Annotated in this window: 10 protein-coding genes and 1 pseudogene; 8 read left to right on the forward strand and 3 right to left on the reverse strand. The window is 55.4% G+C overall.

Going from position 1 to position 14,922, the window contains the following annotated elements; translation table 11 throughout:
- Positions 1 to 605: 605 nt before the first annotated feature.
- A complete protein-coding gene (locus ABJD00_RS11805) occupies positions 606 to 1,562 on the reverse strand; it encodes a LysR family transcriptional regulator (protein WP_413833275.1) in 957 nt (318 codons plus the stop codon).
- A 149-nt stretch (positions 1,563 to 1,711) separates the two neighbouring features.
- On the opposite strand from ABJD00_RS11805, the gene ABJD00_RS11810 reads away from it, so the two are divergent.
- Both ABJD00_RS11810 and ABJD00_RS11815 read left to right on the forward strand, forming a co-directional pair.
- The gene (locus ABJD00_RS11810; protein ID WP_413833277.1) at positions 1,712 to 2,560 is read left to right on the forward strand and encodes a TauD/TfdA dioxygenase family protein; all 849 of its coding nucleotides are present in this window, start codon (positions 1,712 to 1,714) and stop codon (positions 2,558 to 2,560) included.
- Positions 2,561 to 2,614: 54 nt separating this feature from the next.
- The gene (locus ABJD00_RS11815; RefSeq protein ID WP_413833279.1) at positions 2,615 to 3,649 is read left to right on the forward strand and encodes a zinc-binding dehydrogenase; all 1,035 of its coding nucleotides are present in this window, start codon (positions 2,615 to 2,617) and stop codon (positions 3,647 to 3,649) included.
- 133 nt (positions 3,650 to 3,782) lie between these two features.
- Here ABJD00_RS11815 and ABJD00_RS11820 read toward each other — a convergent pair whose 3' ends face one another.
- On the reverse strand, positions 3,783 to 4,739 hold the full coding sequence (locus tag ABJD00_RS11820) for a hypothetical protein (RefSeq protein ID WP_413833281.1): 957 nt from the start codon (positions 4,737 to 4,739) through the stop codon (positions 3,783 to 3,785).
- A gap of 154 nt (positions 4,740 to 4,893) precedes the next feature.
- Positions 4,894 to 6,288: an aspartate aminotransferase family protein gene (locus ABJD00_RS11825; RefSeq protein ID WP_413833283.1), complete on the reverse strand. Its 1,395-nt coding sequence runs from the start codon at positions 6,286 to 6,288 to the stop codon at positions 4,894 to 4,896.
- A gap of 397 nt (positions 6,289 to 6,685) precedes the next feature.
- On the opposite strand from ABJD00_RS11825, the gene ABJD00_RS11830 reads away from it, so the two are divergent.
- From ABJD00_RS11830 to ABJD00_RS11855, 6 genes and pseudogenes are all read left to right on the forward strand, one after another.
- Positions 6,686 to 7,669, forward strand: a complete 984-nt coding sequence (locus tag ABJD00_RS11830; RefSeq protein ID WP_413833285.1) for an ABC transporter substrate-binding protein — start codon at positions 6,686 to 6,688, stop codon at positions 7,667 to 7,669.
- A gap of 99 nt (positions 7,670 to 7,768) precedes the next feature.
- Positions 7,769 to 8,575, forward strand: coding sequence for a taurine ABC transporter ATP-binding protein (locus ABJD00_RS11835; protein WP_413833287.1), 807 nt, complete (start codon positions 7,769 to 7,771; stop codon positions 8,573 to 8,575).
- Entirely contained in the window at positions 8,572 to 9,882 is a 1,311-nt protein-coding gene (locus tag ABJD00_RS11840; protein WP_413833289.1) for an ABC transporter permease, read from the forward strand. The genes ABJD00_RS11835 and ABJD00_RS11840 overlap by 4 nt, the downstream gene beginning before the upstream one ends.
- Before the next feature lie 224 nt (positions 9,883 to 10,106).
- Positions 10,107 to 10,667 (forward strand): annotated as a pseudogene (locus ABJD00_RS11845) (GAF domain-containing protein); the annotation flags it as partial.
- A 242-nt stretch (positions 10,668 to 10,909) separates the two neighbouring features.
- Entirely contained in the window at positions 10,910 to 13,534 is a 2,625-nt protein-coding gene (locus ABJD00_RS11850) for a GAF domain-containing protein (RefSeq protein WP_413833291.1), read from the forward strand.
- 234 nt (positions 13,535 to 13,768) lie between these two features.
- On the forward strand, positions 13,769 to 14,788 hold the full coding sequence (locus tag ABJD00_RS11855) for a hypothetical protein (protein WP_413833293.1): 1,020 nt from the start codon (positions 13,769 to 13,771) through the stop codon (positions 14,786 to 14,788).
- Positions 14,789 to 14,922: the final 134 nt, after the last annotated feature.

Consider the following 14,922-nt stretch of genomic DNA (forward strand, 5'->3'; position numbering starts at 1 on the left):
CAGACACGCGACTCAGGGTAGTTTGAGTTAATTCACAGGAGGCAAAAATGACTTACCCAAAATCATTCCGTAGCGTCGCAGAACGAGCCCACTTCGCAAGCTTTTTCATTTCCCTGGTGCGAGGATGTCAGCGTTGCTCAGAAATGCAGTCCCGAGTGAACCGTTACCATTAATTGAAAGAAGCCTGAGACCGCTTTGACATCTGAGAACCAATAAACCGCAAAGTTTCTGAGCCTGTGATTTCAATTCTACGCGAACTGGTTTTGGTGCGAGTCAGATCAGAAAACGCCATCTTGCTGGACCCGGATGGCGAGTAAGCTTCTTCTCAGAACGGCCTGGGTCGCTAGCTAAGCCTGCACAGAAAAACTTCTTCCCACCCTTGGTTCTGTTCACAGTCGATGAAATGAGCCCACGGCCGTCTTTGCTACAAATGCAGCGCAAGTAGGGTCTGTCCGCATATCGGTCGGTTGTGAACTATGCGGCGAACGGCGACTTTTGTTCGCGAAGAGGACGCTGTCCATGGCATCTTGGGCTCAAAAATAATACGAAAAGACCCCGGCTGTTGCCGAGCCGTTTCGCGCGCTTTTGAAGCCGTTCGCTACCACCTACCGGGTCCGAGTGTGACCGCTCAAAGTGGGTTTCTCATTATTTGCAATATAGGGGCAAGCTTTTGATTTTATGTTGAATTCGCCAATTGAAACGGCTGTTAGAAGAGCTGCCTTGGCGGCTTGTGTGGCTTTGGCTTTGGGCGAGTCTGCCCGACTGACAAGTCCTAAATGACGGCTTGGGGCATCATTGCCCAGCGGTATCCTTTTAAGAGGCAGATGGTCACTTTCAGCTATGCACGTCTTTGGCACAATTGAAATTCCAAGACCGGCTGCGACCATGCTGGAAATAGCCTCAAGCCCCTCCAATTCCATCACATCATTCACGACGATCCCGTTGTTTTGTAACCACGCCTCAATTTTCCGTCCGACGACCGCATCCCGGTTGAAACGAATGAATGGTTGTGATTGCAACAAGTCCAGTGGCGGCAGATCCTTGGTGCTTTGAGCCGCAAGTAAGACGAGCTCTTCGGCGGCAATCTCTGAAAAAGCCATAGTATTTGGTACGACCTCAGGCTTTGAAACGACCGCGGCATGAATTTGTCCACGGTCAATCTGTAGCAAGAGCTGATGTGACAAACCCGGCACGACGCGAACCCGAATGCTCGGATGCGACTTCTTAAGCTGTGTCAGTGCAAGAGGCACCAGCCCGGTAAGCGTGGTTGGAACGGCGCCAAGAATGAGCTCTCCCGACACTTCGTCGTCAGAGCGGACCTTGTCTGCAAGGCTGTCATAAGCTGTGACGATTGCATCGGCCTCATCAACCAGTGCAAGGCCAGTCAAAGTGAGTTTCGGAGACCTGAGAGATCGTTCAAAGAGCTCGAGGTCCCATGACGCCTCCAAGTTTCGCATTTGTTGACTCACCGCCGCCGGCGTCAGGTTTTCCGCTTCTGCGGCTGCGCGAAAACTGCCATGCCGATGAATCGAGATAAGGGTGCGAAGTGCGCGAATGCTCATGTCACTGTACTCTCCCTTTCAATGATAGTTCATGAAAGAGATATACTTTTTCTTAACATTAGGGAAAAAATTTATCGTTTTTATCAAATCTAGCTTACGTCTAGTATCCGTCGCAGCGCGCAATTTACTGTCAAATAGCTGGAGATCTCATGGTTGCCCCGAAGACGAATGATTACAAACTGATCGATGCAAAGCCATTTGCGCCCAATCTTGGAGCGGAGATCTATGGTGTCGATCTGAGCCAAGATGTTCCAGACGATCAGTTCGACGAAATCCGTGACGCGTTCCACAAATATCAGGTCTTGTTCTTCAAAGAACAAAAGGAAATCCCGCCGGAGCAACATGTGAAGTTCGGCAAACGGTTTGGGCCACTGCACGCGCACCCGGCCGCCCCCACGATGAAAGGCCATCCCGAGATTTTCGAGATCCATGCAACCAAGGATTCCAAAATTGCGAACGGCGAGTTTTGGCATTCCGACGTCTCGTGTGATGAAAAACCGCCGCTTGGAACGATGCTTCAAATCCACATCGCTCCGCCGTGTGGTGGGGACACAATGTTCAGCGACATGTATGCCGCCTACGATGGCTTGTCCGAGCCGATCAAGTCGTTGGTTGACGGTCTGTCAGCCCTTCATAGTTCGGAGCACATCTACAAAGGCAGATACAGCGACCGCGGGAAGGCTGACGCGGACATCGACTGCCCAGAGGCGGTGCATCCGATTGTCCGAACCCATCCTGATACCGGCAGGAAGTCGTTGTTCGTAAATCGTACGTTTACCACAAAGATTCTGGGACTATCGGATAGTGAAAGTGACGCCGTACTTGCCATGCTGTTCGAACACGCGGAACATATCAATTATCAAATCCGTTTTCGCTGGACGCTCAACGATATGGCGTTCTGGGACAATCGGTGTTGTATGCACCGCGCGATTTGGGACTATTGGCCCGAGGAACGAAAAGGCAGGCGTGTGACCATTGAGGGTGACCGGCCCAAGTAACGGGTTCAGAGCCAGTGGCAGGGAAGGCCACCGAATGACAACAAAGGTGCGGGGATGCTTGCGGCAGTCGTAAGAAATTTTAACGAAGACCTCTCAATCGAAACGGTTGATGATCCGGTCTGTCCAGACAACGGTGTCGTGCTGGCGGTCGCCGCGTGCGGTGTGTGCCGTTCGGACTATCACGGATGGACTGGAGGGCACCCCAAAGTACAGAACGGATCGATCTTAGGGCATGAGTATTGCGGGACAGTGGTTGAGGCTGGTTCTGAGGCCAAGTACAAGGTCGGTGACCGGCTCATTGCCCCGTTTATCCTAGGCTGCGGGAACTGTGTGGCTTGTCATACGGGCGTTTCAAATACATGCGCTCATCAAGTCGTTCCAGGCTTTGGCACGCCCGGGGCCTATGCTGAATTTGTGGCTGTGCCTTACGACCACAACCTTGTTCACCTTCCGGCTTCGATATCTCCTGCACTTGCGGCGGGCCTGGGGTGCCGTGTGACAACCGCCTGGCACGCGCTTACCGACCGCGCCAATGTCAAAGCGGGGGAGTGGGTTGCCGTGCACGGAACGGGTGGCATCGGGCTGTCTGTTTTGCTTTTGGCAAAGATGTTGGGCGCGCAGGTCGTTGTCGTCGACATCGTCGAAGAAAAGCTGGAGCATGCGCGCCAACATGGAGCTGACGCCACTGTAAATGCGGCAACGGATGACGTGGTGACTGCGATCCATTATATCACTGGCGGCGGCGCGCAGGTTTCAATCGAGGCGCTTGGGATCGAGACCACGACAAACGCATCTGTCGAATGTCTTGCAATACTGGGTCGCCACGTTCAGGTTGGCATGCCTGCCGGTAGTGGTCAGATGCAAGTTAACATGCGGGCTATCTATTCGAAGCAACTTGCCTTTTTCGGCACGCGGGGAATGCCATCATGGAAATACCCGGACCTGCTAGGAATGATCGAACGTGGTGACGTGGATATTAGTCCGATGTTGGCCAGAGTGATTTCTTTGTCTGGGGCGAGCGGTGAGTTACGCGCGATGAACGGACCGACCCCTCCTGGTACTGCCGTCATTAATGACTTCCGACACTAGGCAGAACTGCTCTTGGTTCCTGTTCTGAAATTGTGAACTGCCTTGATGATGGGTTTCAGCGTCGAACAGCGCGCAGAGAGGACTGCCTGCGTGCGGTAATTTGTTTTTGCGGAGAGTATAACGAGAGCATTGCTTAGTAGACAAAAAAGACCGCAGAGTTCTTGTCTGCAAAGGTCTTGCCGATAGGTTGATACCCAGACTTACGCTTTTTGCCAATTTCATAAGTCAGGCCAAAGCTGATGCCTTTCCCTGAAAACCCGTTGAACGCGCCATATTCCACATATTCAATCCGAGCGGCGGCGCCTTCACCGAAGACATATTCGATGCCTGTGGAAACTTCCGTCGTGCTGTCCCCAGTTGGGTCGTCCGAGTTAAGAATGCCCCCGATCAGGTTAAACTGTTTGTAGATATTGTAGCGGCCATCAATTGAAACAAACTGAACTGTGGATGGACCGTTGTCGGTATTGATCAGCGAAAAGCTAACGTCGCCCTTGTTGAATATGTAGTCGGCATAAAGTTCCAGAAGTTCGAAATCGCTTTGTACGGTGGCTTGTGCTCCAAGCGTCAGGCCGTTTCCAAAGTCGTTTGAGATGAAGGCGAGAACGCCCATTTCGTCAACGTCAGCCGCGCCTGCATCGCTGATGTTGCTGTACAAAAGACCAGCACCAGCCACCAGTCCGTTCGCTGCGTATTGTCCGTAGGCAGAGACAACGTCGAGGGATGAATTCACGCCGAGGAAATCGTTTTCAAAGCTGATATGTGCGAGTTGCCCGCCAAAACTGAATGCGCCAAAGCTGCGTTCTCCGCCCAGGTCAACATACACGTTTTTGTATTTGTCATTAGGATCGCCGCCATTGGCGGTAAAATCGGTGCGCTGTGTTTCGAGCCCACCGAAGATGGTCCATTCGCCAAGTTCATAGACACCGTGGGCAGACGTTTGAACGTCGTTGTCGAAGGTTGCGACCGTTCCGTTGCGGTCCGCTTCACCGGTGTTGAACCTCACCTTTGCATTGAGCGAGGTAAAGCCATCCGCTGCGGCATTTGTCGCCCAAATCAGAGTTAAAGATGCAAAGGCGGATATCAGTCGCATATTTGTGGACCTCCTCATTCTTAGAAGTGGAGACTCCGGTTTTTTTCTACTGTTGCTAGTGGGTAGAAATGGAAAGGTGTTCGTCCGTGATAAAACTACATCATAAGTCGCCAGAAAACGCCGGGTGTCACGGCGATTTCTGGCGGCCAGAGATTTACCCGAACACGTCCGTCAGCGCTGTATCTACGGCTCCGACAATGTGATCGATGTTGTCTTTCGTTGCGATCAGCGCAGGCGAGAAGCACAGTGTGTTGTTGCGCCCCGGAAGCGACCGGTTGGTTGCACCAATGATCACTGCCTGCTTCATGCAGTGGCCGACCACCGCTTGAACCATCTTTTCGTCCGCAGGCTCGCGGCTATCACGGTCCGCAACCAGCTCCGCGCCAAGGAACAGGCCCTTGCCGCGCACATCGCCAATCACTTTGTGCTTGTCTTTGAGCGCGTTCAGTTGGTCGAGCATGTAGTCGCCCATGGCGATAGTGTTGCCTAGCAGGCCTTCGTCTTCGATGATCCGCATGTTTTCGATGGCTGCTGCCGGTCCTGCCGTGCAACCCCCAAAGGTCGAGATGTCGCGGAAGTAGTTGAGGTGGTCCGAAGTGTCGTCTTTGAACATGTCAAAGACTTCGTTCGTGGTGACCATGCAGGCGATGGCGGCGTAACCAGATGCAACCCCTTTGGCCATTGTCACGAAGTCAGGTTTGATCCCGTAGTGCTGGTAGCCGAACCACTCGCCAGTCCGGCCTACACCACAGACAACTTCGTCGATGTGCAGCAAGATGTCGTATTTTTTGCAGATCTCCTGCACGCGCGGCCAGTAGTCATCCGGCGCTTCGATCACGCCGCCGCCTGCGGTGACGGGTTCAAGGCAGAGGGCGCCGACCGTGTCCGGGCCTTCGCGCAGGATGATCTCTTCGATCTGATTGGCGGCCCATTCGCCGTAGTTCTGTTCTGGTGCGCCGTCCTGTTCGTGTTTGCGGTACTCAAGGCAATGAGGGACGCGCACGAAGCCAGGTGTGTAGGGCCCGTACTGTGCGTTGCGTTCGTCCTGGCCACCAGCTGACAGGCAAGCGATTGTGGTGCCGTGGTAGTCGCGGTCGCGGTAGAGGATCTTGTGCTTCTTACCGCCGTAACGCTTTTGCGCGATCTGACGGACCATTTTAAAGGCTTTCTCGTTCGCTTCGGATCCGGAGTTGCAATAGTAGACCCGATCAAGGCCGGGCATCTTGGTCAGCAGCTTTTCCGCGAACAGCGCACCGGGAACCGAGCCCACGGTGCCGCCGAAGAAGTTCATTTTCACAATGGCGTCACGCACCGCGTCGCCGATAGTCTCGCGGCCGTAGCCGACGTTCACCGTCCACACGCCGCCAGACACGGCGTCGATGTGTTCGATTCCTTTTTGGTCCCAGACCTTGATCCCTTTCCCCTCGACGATGATCTTGGGGTCCGCGCCGCTAAAGAAGGGCTGGTGCTGAATCAGGTGGTGCCACACGTTGGCGCGGTCAGCTTCGACCACACGGCTGATGTCGTTTTCGTTGAACGTTCCGTCCATTGGCTCAAAACCTTTCGATTAAACGCGGGGCCTGTGTTTCAAAGGCAGATCGGCCGGGCGTGTGGAGATAATCGCTGAGAATCTAGTCATAGCAATAGGGCCAGTTTGGGGGCGTAAATAAAGCCAGTTGCGCGCCGCAGAGGTGCCTATTTTGAAGCAGGGCGGTGCAATTCGCCTTATTTTCAGGCAGATGCTATGATTTTCGAAATATCAAAGGTACAGATCAAAGCATTCGCATTGTAACAGTTTCTTTGAATAAACATTGATCCTCCGAGCATTATCGGCTCGGATCACGCCAGCGCCGTAAGTTTTTGCGTGCCACCAGAGGCGGAGATACCGCCCGAAACCTAATCCAACATGCTGCCACAAGGCTGCATGAAACACGGGAGTTTAACATATGACCTTCAAATCCAAGCTGATGGGTGCTGTTGCAGCCACTGCAATGCTGGCCGGTGCACAAAGCGCGACGGCTGAAATCACAGTCGGGTACTTCCTGGAGTGGCCAATGCCGTTCCAGTTCGCCAAAGAGACTGGCATGTACGAAGAAGCCATGGGCACCAAAGTCAACTGGGTCAGCTTTGACACAGGGACAGCAATGTCCGCAGCGATGGCGTCCGGCGACGTCCAGATGTCCGTCTCTCAGGGTGTGCCACCCTTCGTTGTTGCAACATCTGCCGGTCAGGACCTTCAGGTCGTAGACGTGGCCGTGTCCTATGCTGACAATGACAACTGCGTTGTGCGCGCCGATCTTGAAATTGACGGCTCGAGCGCTGGTGAAATGGCCGGCAAGAAAGTCGCCGTGCCACTGGGTACAGCTGCTCACTACGGTTTCCTGCGTCAGATGGACCACTTCGGCATCGACGTTGGCGGCCTTGAAGTGGTCGACATGGCCCCTGCCGAAGGCGAAGCAGCCCTGAGCCAGGGTTCTGTTGACATGGCTTGCGGCTGGGGCGGCGCCCTGCGTCGTATGCTGGGCAGCGGCAACGTGCTGCTGAGCGGCGCGGAAAAGACTGAACTGGGCATCCTGACCTTCGACGTCACATCTGCACCTACCGGCTATGTTGCCGAAAACTCCGACGAAGTTGCGGCATTCCTTGCTGTGACGGCTGCAGCCAACGCGATGTGGGCGGATGAAGCCAACCAAGCCAAGATGCTGCCTGTAATCGCCAAAGACGCCGGTATGTCCGAAGATGACGCCAAGGCCACACTGGCCGGTTTCATTTTCCCAACAGTCGAAGAGCAGCTGTCTGAAGCGTGGCTTGAAGGTGCTGCGGTTGCGCACATGAAAGGTGTGGCGGATGTCTTCGTTGCTTCCGGATCGATCGACGCGGCAAAAGCGTCCTATGACGACAACGTCAACATCGGGCCGCTGAGCCAATAATCCAAAACTTTGAACGGGTGCCCATCGGGCGCCCGTTCTCCTTTAAAGTGCGCCGCAGCGACACGCACAGCAAAGCAACCTGGCAAGAGGGGAACACCCGTGAGTGGGCTTTTGGTCAATGATGTTTCGATGCGGTTCGACCTGCCAAATGGCGGGCACGTTCAGGCGTTGAAAAATGTGTCTCTGGATATCAAATCCGGCGAACTGATGAGCGTACTGGGGCCTTCGGGCTGCGGTAAGACGACACTGCTGAATATCGTGGCAGGTTTTTTGGCCCCAACTGAGGGTCAGATCGTGCTGAACGACGAAGAGAAAATCGGCCCCGGCCCCGAACGCGGGATGGTGTTTCAGCAGGGTGCTCTGTTTGAGTGGATGAGCGTGCGCGACAACGTGAGCTTTGGCCCCGACATGAAGGGCATGAGCCGCGCCGAAAGCAAAGAGAACGTTGAACACCTGCTCGACGTTGTTGGTTTGCAGGATTTTAAGGAAAAGGCCGTTTACGAACTGTCTGGCGGTATGCAACAGCGCGTTGCACTGGCCCGCTGTCTGGCCAATGACCCGGACGTTATCCTGATGGACGAACCGCTGGGCGCGCTGGACGCGCTGACCCGCGAAAAGATGCAAAGCCTTGTTCTGGATCTGTGGAAAGAGACTGGCAAGACAATCATTCTGATCACCCACTCGGTCGAAGAGGCGTTGTTGCTGGGCGAGCGGTTGCTCGTGATGGCGCCGCGCCCCGGTCGGGTGCACAAAGAATATCGTTTGCCCTTTGCCGACATGGGCGTTGGCAACGATCTGCGCGAAGTGAAAAAGGATCCCAAATACGCGCCGACGCGTGAAGAGATCCTCGAAATGATCTGGAACATGGAAGAAGAGATTATGGGCCGCACGGAGGAAAGCGCATGACCGGGGTACTTGTTCTTGCGCTCTATCTGGGCGCGTTCTTTGGATCGTTCTTTTTGGCGCGCATCATCTTCAAGAGCGCCTTTGAGAAGAAAGGTTTTAACAAACTAAAGACCGTCACCTTTGGCGACGAAAGCGCGATTACGGCGAACCGGGTCGCGTCTGTCATCTCGGTGATTACGGTATTCTGGCTGTGGGTGGCCTTCACGAACTCGGCCATCCCACTGCCCAAGTTTCCGGGGCCGTTCTCGGGCGATATGACCTTTACCTACACCGCGGAACTTGAAGACGGTACGACTGACGACGCCACCGTTTCTGTGCGCGTCTACCGTGAGGACATTCAGCAGACCCTTGATGCCGAAGGGAACCCGGGCCGGGAACCTGAAGCGGCAGAGGTGGAACTTGGCGACGGCTTTGCCAAGAACGACACTCTGACGGTGGCGCGCTATTCCTTTAAGGTAATCAACGTCTGGTCCAATGACGAGGTTTCCAAGAAAGATGGTTCGACGGTTGTCGCGATCAACGGGCAACCGATTGCTGCTGGGGAAAAGATCAGCATACCTGAGGGCACAGTTGGTTTGACGGACAAGGGCACGCCAACTTTCGAACCGGCGGTTGGTCTGCGCATGGCGCGCTTGTACTTGCCGGCCCCGGAAGTCGTGTTTCAGCGGTTTATCTGGCTCAACAAGGAAGGCTATCAGGGCTACACGCTCTTGGAGCACACTTGGTATTCGCTAAAACGCGTTCTACTTGGCTTTCTGATCGGTGCCGTTGTTGGTGTGCCGATTGGCTATGCCATGGGCCTGACGGGCTGGGCGCGCGGTTGGTTTGACCCGATTGTTGAATTCATGCGTCCCGTTCCACCACTGGCGTTGATCCCGCTGATCATCATCTGGTTCGGGATTGGTGAGATTGGCAAGGTTGTCCTGCTCTTCCTTGCCGCGTTGTGGATTATGATCATTGCCGCGCGATCCGGAGTGTCAGGTGTGGCCATTTCCAAGGTCCATGCAGCCTATTCCCTTGGCGCCTCCAAGTGGCAAATCCTGTCCAAGGTCATCGTGCCAAACTCTCTGCCCGACATCTTTACCGGTGCCCGCGTTGCTATGGGTGTGTGTTGGGGCACGGTTGTTGCGGCGGAACTCGTCGCGGCGAATGTGGGCCTTGGCAAGATGATCGTGACGGCGTCCAAGTTCCAGCTGACTGACATCATCATCGTCGGGATTATCATCATCGGTGTGATTGGTTTTGCCATTGAAGTTGGCATGCGGGCTCTGGAGAACTGGCTGATCCCATGGAAAGGCAAGTCCTGATCCGGACCCTTTGATAAAGCACACAAGAGCGGCGCCTTTGGGCGCCGCTTTGCGTTTCTCCTGATGGCCATCATGCAGGGAAGATGATCGGCCTGCCTACGCGATCGAGAATTCGCTAACCTGGCCGGGCGTCTGGCTGTCGCTTATTGCATGCTCATGCGGCTGGAAAAGTCGGCCCCGTCGCTCTAACGTAACGGAATTCGATAAGGAATTTGGATAACGCGGTGACGGGCAGGCAGGACGACACACAAGCACGAGACGGCTCCGCAGACGCTCAGGTTCATCTGGATGCCTTGCGGGAAATTCTGGACGTCATTAACAACAGTCGCGACGACGAGCGCCCCGTTTTTGATACGCTTTTGCGGGCGGCCAACCGGCTATGCGGAGCGAGTACGGCAGGTTTGCTTTTGGGGCGTCCAATTGACAAGCATCTGACGCTGGCAGCGCTGCAACACACCGACGACACGGAGAATGATGCCAGCGCCGACCGGATTGTGCGCGCCAATACCCCACCCATGGAAATGGACCCGGCGGTACATATTTCTGCCCGCGCCATTTGTGAGGGAAGCGTGGTTCACATTGCTGATCTGGCGGAGACCGACAGCTACAAAGCGGGCACTCCGTCATTCAAGATCATGGTGGAGGAAATGGGACAACGTTCCACACTCAGTGTGCCGCTCATGGATGCAACCGGGCCGATCGGTGCGATCAATCTGCACCGGAAAACCGCCGGTTTGTTCAGTGAAAGTGAGATCTCACTGATCAAAAGTTTTGCCATTCAGGCTGTCATCGCCATTGAAAACGTGCGTCAGTTCCGCGAGGTCCAGACCCGGCTGGAGCGTGAGCGCGCATCTTCGGAAGTCCTCGAGGTCATCAGCCAGAGTAGGGATGACGAGGGTCCCGTCTTTGATGCGATACTCAGCAACGCTTCGCATCTTTGTCACGCACCGATTGCCGGGCTGGTCATGGTCGATGATGAGCGGAAAACATACGACTTCGGGCATCACGAGGGGCCAAACCCGAGTTTGTGGAGGCTATTGAGAAAAATCCTCCTGCTCTGGATCCTGAACGGTTTGCAGCCGCGCGCGCCATCGTCGAACAGCGCATCGTCCATGTCGACGATCTTGCCTCGCCAAACCTTTACGGTGCGGATGACAAGCATCGGATCCGCACGACGCAACTGGAAGGTATCCGCACTGTTCTGTTTGTTCCTCTGATCTGGGAGCAGCAGAGCATTGGTGCCATTGGATTGTGGCGCCGCGAGGTCAAACCGTTCTCCGAAGATGAGATTGCTCTGGTCGAAACCTTTGCCGCCCAAGCCGTGATTGCCATCGAAAACGTGCGCCAGTTCCGTGAAGTGCAGGAACGGCTGGAACGTGAACGCGCATCTTCCGAAATATTGCAGGTGATCAGTCAGAGCCGCGACGACGATACGCCAGTTTTCAAGACGATCGTGGAAAATGCTGCACGCTTGTGTAACGCGCCAATGACTTTTCTGGTCTTGATCAAGGAAGACCATTCGCAGTGGAAGGTGGCCGCTGCCACGGGTGATGCAACGAGCATGATGCAGGTCGGTAACGTCTTTGACGTCGGGCAGGAATTTGCGCCTTACCAAAGCATCAAGACGCGTCGGATTGTCGAAGAACCTGATGTGCGCGAGACGGATTTCTACAAATCACGGCATCCGGACGCGATAAAACTGGTCGATGAGGACGGCATCCGGTCACGTGTTTTCGTACCACTCGTTTCGGGCGGCAAATCTCTTGGCAATCTGGTTCTTCTCCGAAGAGAGGTTGGGCATTTCGCCCCAGAAGACCTGCTTTTGGTCGAGACCTTCGCTGCTCAGGCCGTCATCGCCATTGAAAACGTGCGCCAGTTCCGCAAGGTGCAAACGCAGCTTGAACGCGAACGCGCCACCAGCGAAATCCTCAAGGTCATTTCCGAGTCGCGTGACGACGAAACCCCTGTGTTCGACTTGATGCTGAGAAAGGCTGCGCAGTTGTGCAATGCAGATGCCGCAGCGCTTGCCCTCGGCACGAAGGGGGGCACCTACCAGACCATGCCCGCCTCCTACGGCATCGCGCCGGCAACGCAAGAGATGTACGATAGCGGCCAAGTGCCGATGGACCCCGAGACATCCGTGGGAGCCAAGGCAATCCTGAGCGGAAAACCCGTCCATGTGCGGGACATGTCAGACACCGAACAATATCGTAGTGGCGTGTCGATCTTTCAGTCGGTGGTGCAGGACACAGGCATTCGCACCAATCTGCTGGTACCGCTTCTGACGCCCGCCGGTGGAATTGGCGTTTTGATCCTCTTCCGCAAGGAGGTGCGCCCCTACACCGAAGACGAAATCGCACTGGTCGAGACTTTTGCGGCACAGGCCGTCATTGCCATCGAGAATGTCGGCCAGTTCCGCGAAGTGCAGGAGCGGTTGGAGCGGGAGGCCGCAACATCTGAGGTTCTATCGATCATTAGCCAATCTCGTGATGACGAACGGCCAGTGTTTGACACCATCCTCAAGAAGGCAGCGGAACTTTGCGATGCCAATCAAGCCTCTTTGCAGCTCGCCAACGCTGAGCGGACGCACTTTGGGGTTGCCGCCTATTGGGGGTTCGAGGAAACCGCATTTCAAGTTGGTGGGTCCGCTCCACTGCACAGTGGGCGCCCAATTCCGCAGGTCATAAGCACCGGATGTTCCATGAACATCAAAGACTTGAGCCAGTCGGACCATTACCGTCAAAAAGATCCGATCATTACCCATGTGGTTGACATCGAAGGGATTCGTTCATGGCTCATCGTTCCCTTGATGAAAGACAAACAAGCAATTGGTGCCATCGCGCTCAGTCGTCGCGAAGTCAAATCGTTCAACGATTTTGAAATTGCTTTGGTCGAGACCTTTGCAGCCCAAGCCGTGATCGCCATCGAGAATGTACGCCAGTTCAAGGCCCTGGAGGAGCTGAATGCCGAACTCGGTGACCGCGTAGAGGAACAGGTGGATGAGATTGAGCGGATGGGCCGTCTGAAGCGGTTTTTGCCTGCTGCCGTGGCGGACACGGTGGTGTCACAAGGTTCGGACAACCTGCTCAAGAGCCACCGCGCGCTGCTGGGTGTTTTGTTCTGTGATATCCGCGGTTTTACGGCTTTTTGCGAAACGGCTGAGCCTAAAGAGACCATCGAAGTTCTGCAATCCTATCACGAAGAGATGGGCGCGTTGATCGCTGAACATGGGGCGGGTGTGGACACCCGTGCGGGTGATGGGATCATGGTGTTGTTTAATGACCCGCTGCCTTGTGATGATCCTGCCGGCGACGCTTTGCGTCTTGGTCTTGCAATGCGCGAACGTATGGCGGAGCTTTCCAAAAAGTGGCGCCGTCATGGGCATCGGTTGGGCTTTGGCGTCGGAATATCGCTAGGCTATGCGACGGTGGGTATGGTCGGCTCGGCCGGTCGTTTTGACTACACTGCCAGCGGGACGGCCGTGAACCTTGCCGCGCGCCTCTGTGATCAGGCCAAGGATGGTGAGATATTGTTAAGCCCGCGGGCCTATACAGCGGTTGAAGATGATTTTGACGCCGAGCCAGTAGGAGAGCTGACCTTGAAGGGGATACATGCCCCCGTCGAAGTGTTCCGGGTCCGCACAGAAGGTTGAGTACCAAGCCCACTTGTATCCTCCGACGTCCAATGAATAAAATCCCCGTATCGCATGTTATCTGTTAGATTGCTTTGACGCGTTGGTGTTTTGGCGACCTGCTATATTGACGAACGACCCGACTTCCGCATTTACGGAGCCTAAATGACCTGTTTTTGCCCTCCCCGCGTGGCACCTCTTGGGGCTCTGACTGCACCCAAAGCCAGTCTGTCCGTTCGGCCAGTTCCGCCACAAATGCCAAGACTGATTGCTGCGCTGGGTCTGCCGATGCCAGATTCTGCCCCTGCGCCCCGTATCGATATGAAGATGGCTGCTGTTATGGCCCCGATGGTAGGCCGGTCATGGGTGCCCCCCAAACCTCCAGCACTCATGGGCAGGATGGCAAACCTGTCCTCTTTAGCGGCCTTTTTGCCGCTGACGGATATTGCCGCGCTGATGGCTGAGTTGCAGCAGCTGGTTTCAGAACTGGCCCAGAATGTGCAGCCGGTTCTCAGTCAGGCGGCCTACATGCCCAAGAAACCCATGCTCAATATGGTCATGGCGGCTCGTATGACTTTGTCCATGCGCGCTCAAGGTCTGTGCCCGATGGATCTGTCGGGTCTTGATAGTACCTTTGCTCAGGCCGAGGGGCTTCCGCCCCACCCGGGCAAGATGAATGCGACCATGGCTGCGGTGCGCGGCATGGGGCCGATCCCGCGCTTTGCGGTGCCCATTCCGATGCAGTCCATGGCAATGACCTTGGCGAGCCTTGCCCCGCTGAAGACAATTCCGACATCCCTGGCAATGCCGCCGGTTAGTTCGTCAAAGTTTGGTGGCGCCGCGATGGCGATGCTGGCGCAGCTTGCGCGTATTCCACCTTTGCCAATTGACGCGAGCAAATTGTTGTCCGAGTTGGCCCGCCTTACGGATTTGGCGGCCATTCAGGCCGCCTTTGGCCAAGGTGCGATGACCACAACAGGCGTGGGCAAAGTACAGGCGATGCTGAACTACATGAGCCGGTTGCCCATGCCTCCGATCCCACCGATGGCACTGGGGTTGCAGCCCAAGCTTGACATGTTGCCACCGCTTCCAGCCGTCGAGGCTGGGGCACGGGTCGCGAGCCTGAATGTGCAGACCTTTAATCAGGCCCATTCCCTGAGCCCACCGCGCGTGCCGATCCTGTCGCCGCTGATGGCCCTCAATGCACTTAAAAACGTTTTGGCTGACATTCTGGGTGTGAAGCCGCATCAGGGGTGCCCGGTCTGTATGGGGTAAGCGAGCCTGCCACCCCAGCAGAGTATTGGCTAAGCAGATGAGCGAGAGGGCTGTTCATGCATTTGGGCGGGTTATGCGTTCTGGTGTGGATCGGGACATGACGCGCAAAACTGCAACAGTATGAAGCGGAAGAG

It is taken from the genome of Tateyamaria sp. (assembly GCF_039945315.1).
In the GTDB taxonomy this organism is placed as follows: domain Bacteria; phylum Pseudomonadota; class Alphaproteobacteria; order Rhodobacterales; family Rhodobacteraceae; genus Tateyamaria.

Coding starts and splice junctions, on each gene's coding strand:
- ABJD00_RS11805 (WP_413833275.1), bottom strand. CDS start 1,562: ATGAGCATTCGCGCACTTCGCACCCTTATCTCGATTCATCGGCATGGC.
- ABJD00_RS11810 (WP_413833277.1), top strand. CDS start 1,712: ATGGTTGCCCCGAAGACGAATGATTACAAACTGATCGATGCAAAGCCA.
- ABJD00_RS11815 (WP_413833279.1), top strand. CDS start 2,615: ATGCTTGCGGCAGTCGTAAGAAATTTTAACGAAGACCTCTCAATCGAA.
- ABJD00_RS11820 (WP_413833281.1), bottom strand. CDS start 4,739: ATGCGACTGATATCCGCCTTTGCATCTTTAACTCTGATTTGGGCGACA.
- ABJD00_RS11825 (WP_413833283.1), bottom strand. CDS start 6,288: ATGGACGGAACGTTCAACGAAAACGACATCAGCCGTGTGGTCGAAGCT.
- ABJD00_RS11830 (WP_413833285.1), top strand. CDS start 6,686: ATGACCTTCAAATCCAAGCTGATGGGTGCTGTTGCAGCCACTGCAATG.
- ABJD00_RS11840 (WP_413833289.1), top strand. CDS start 8,572: ATGACCGGGGTACTTGTTCTTGCGCTCTATCTGGGCGCGTTCTTTGGA.
- ABJD00_RS11855 (WP_413833293.1), top strand. CDS start 13,769: ATGCCAAGACTGATTGCTGCGCTGGGTCTGCCGATGCCAGATTCTGCC.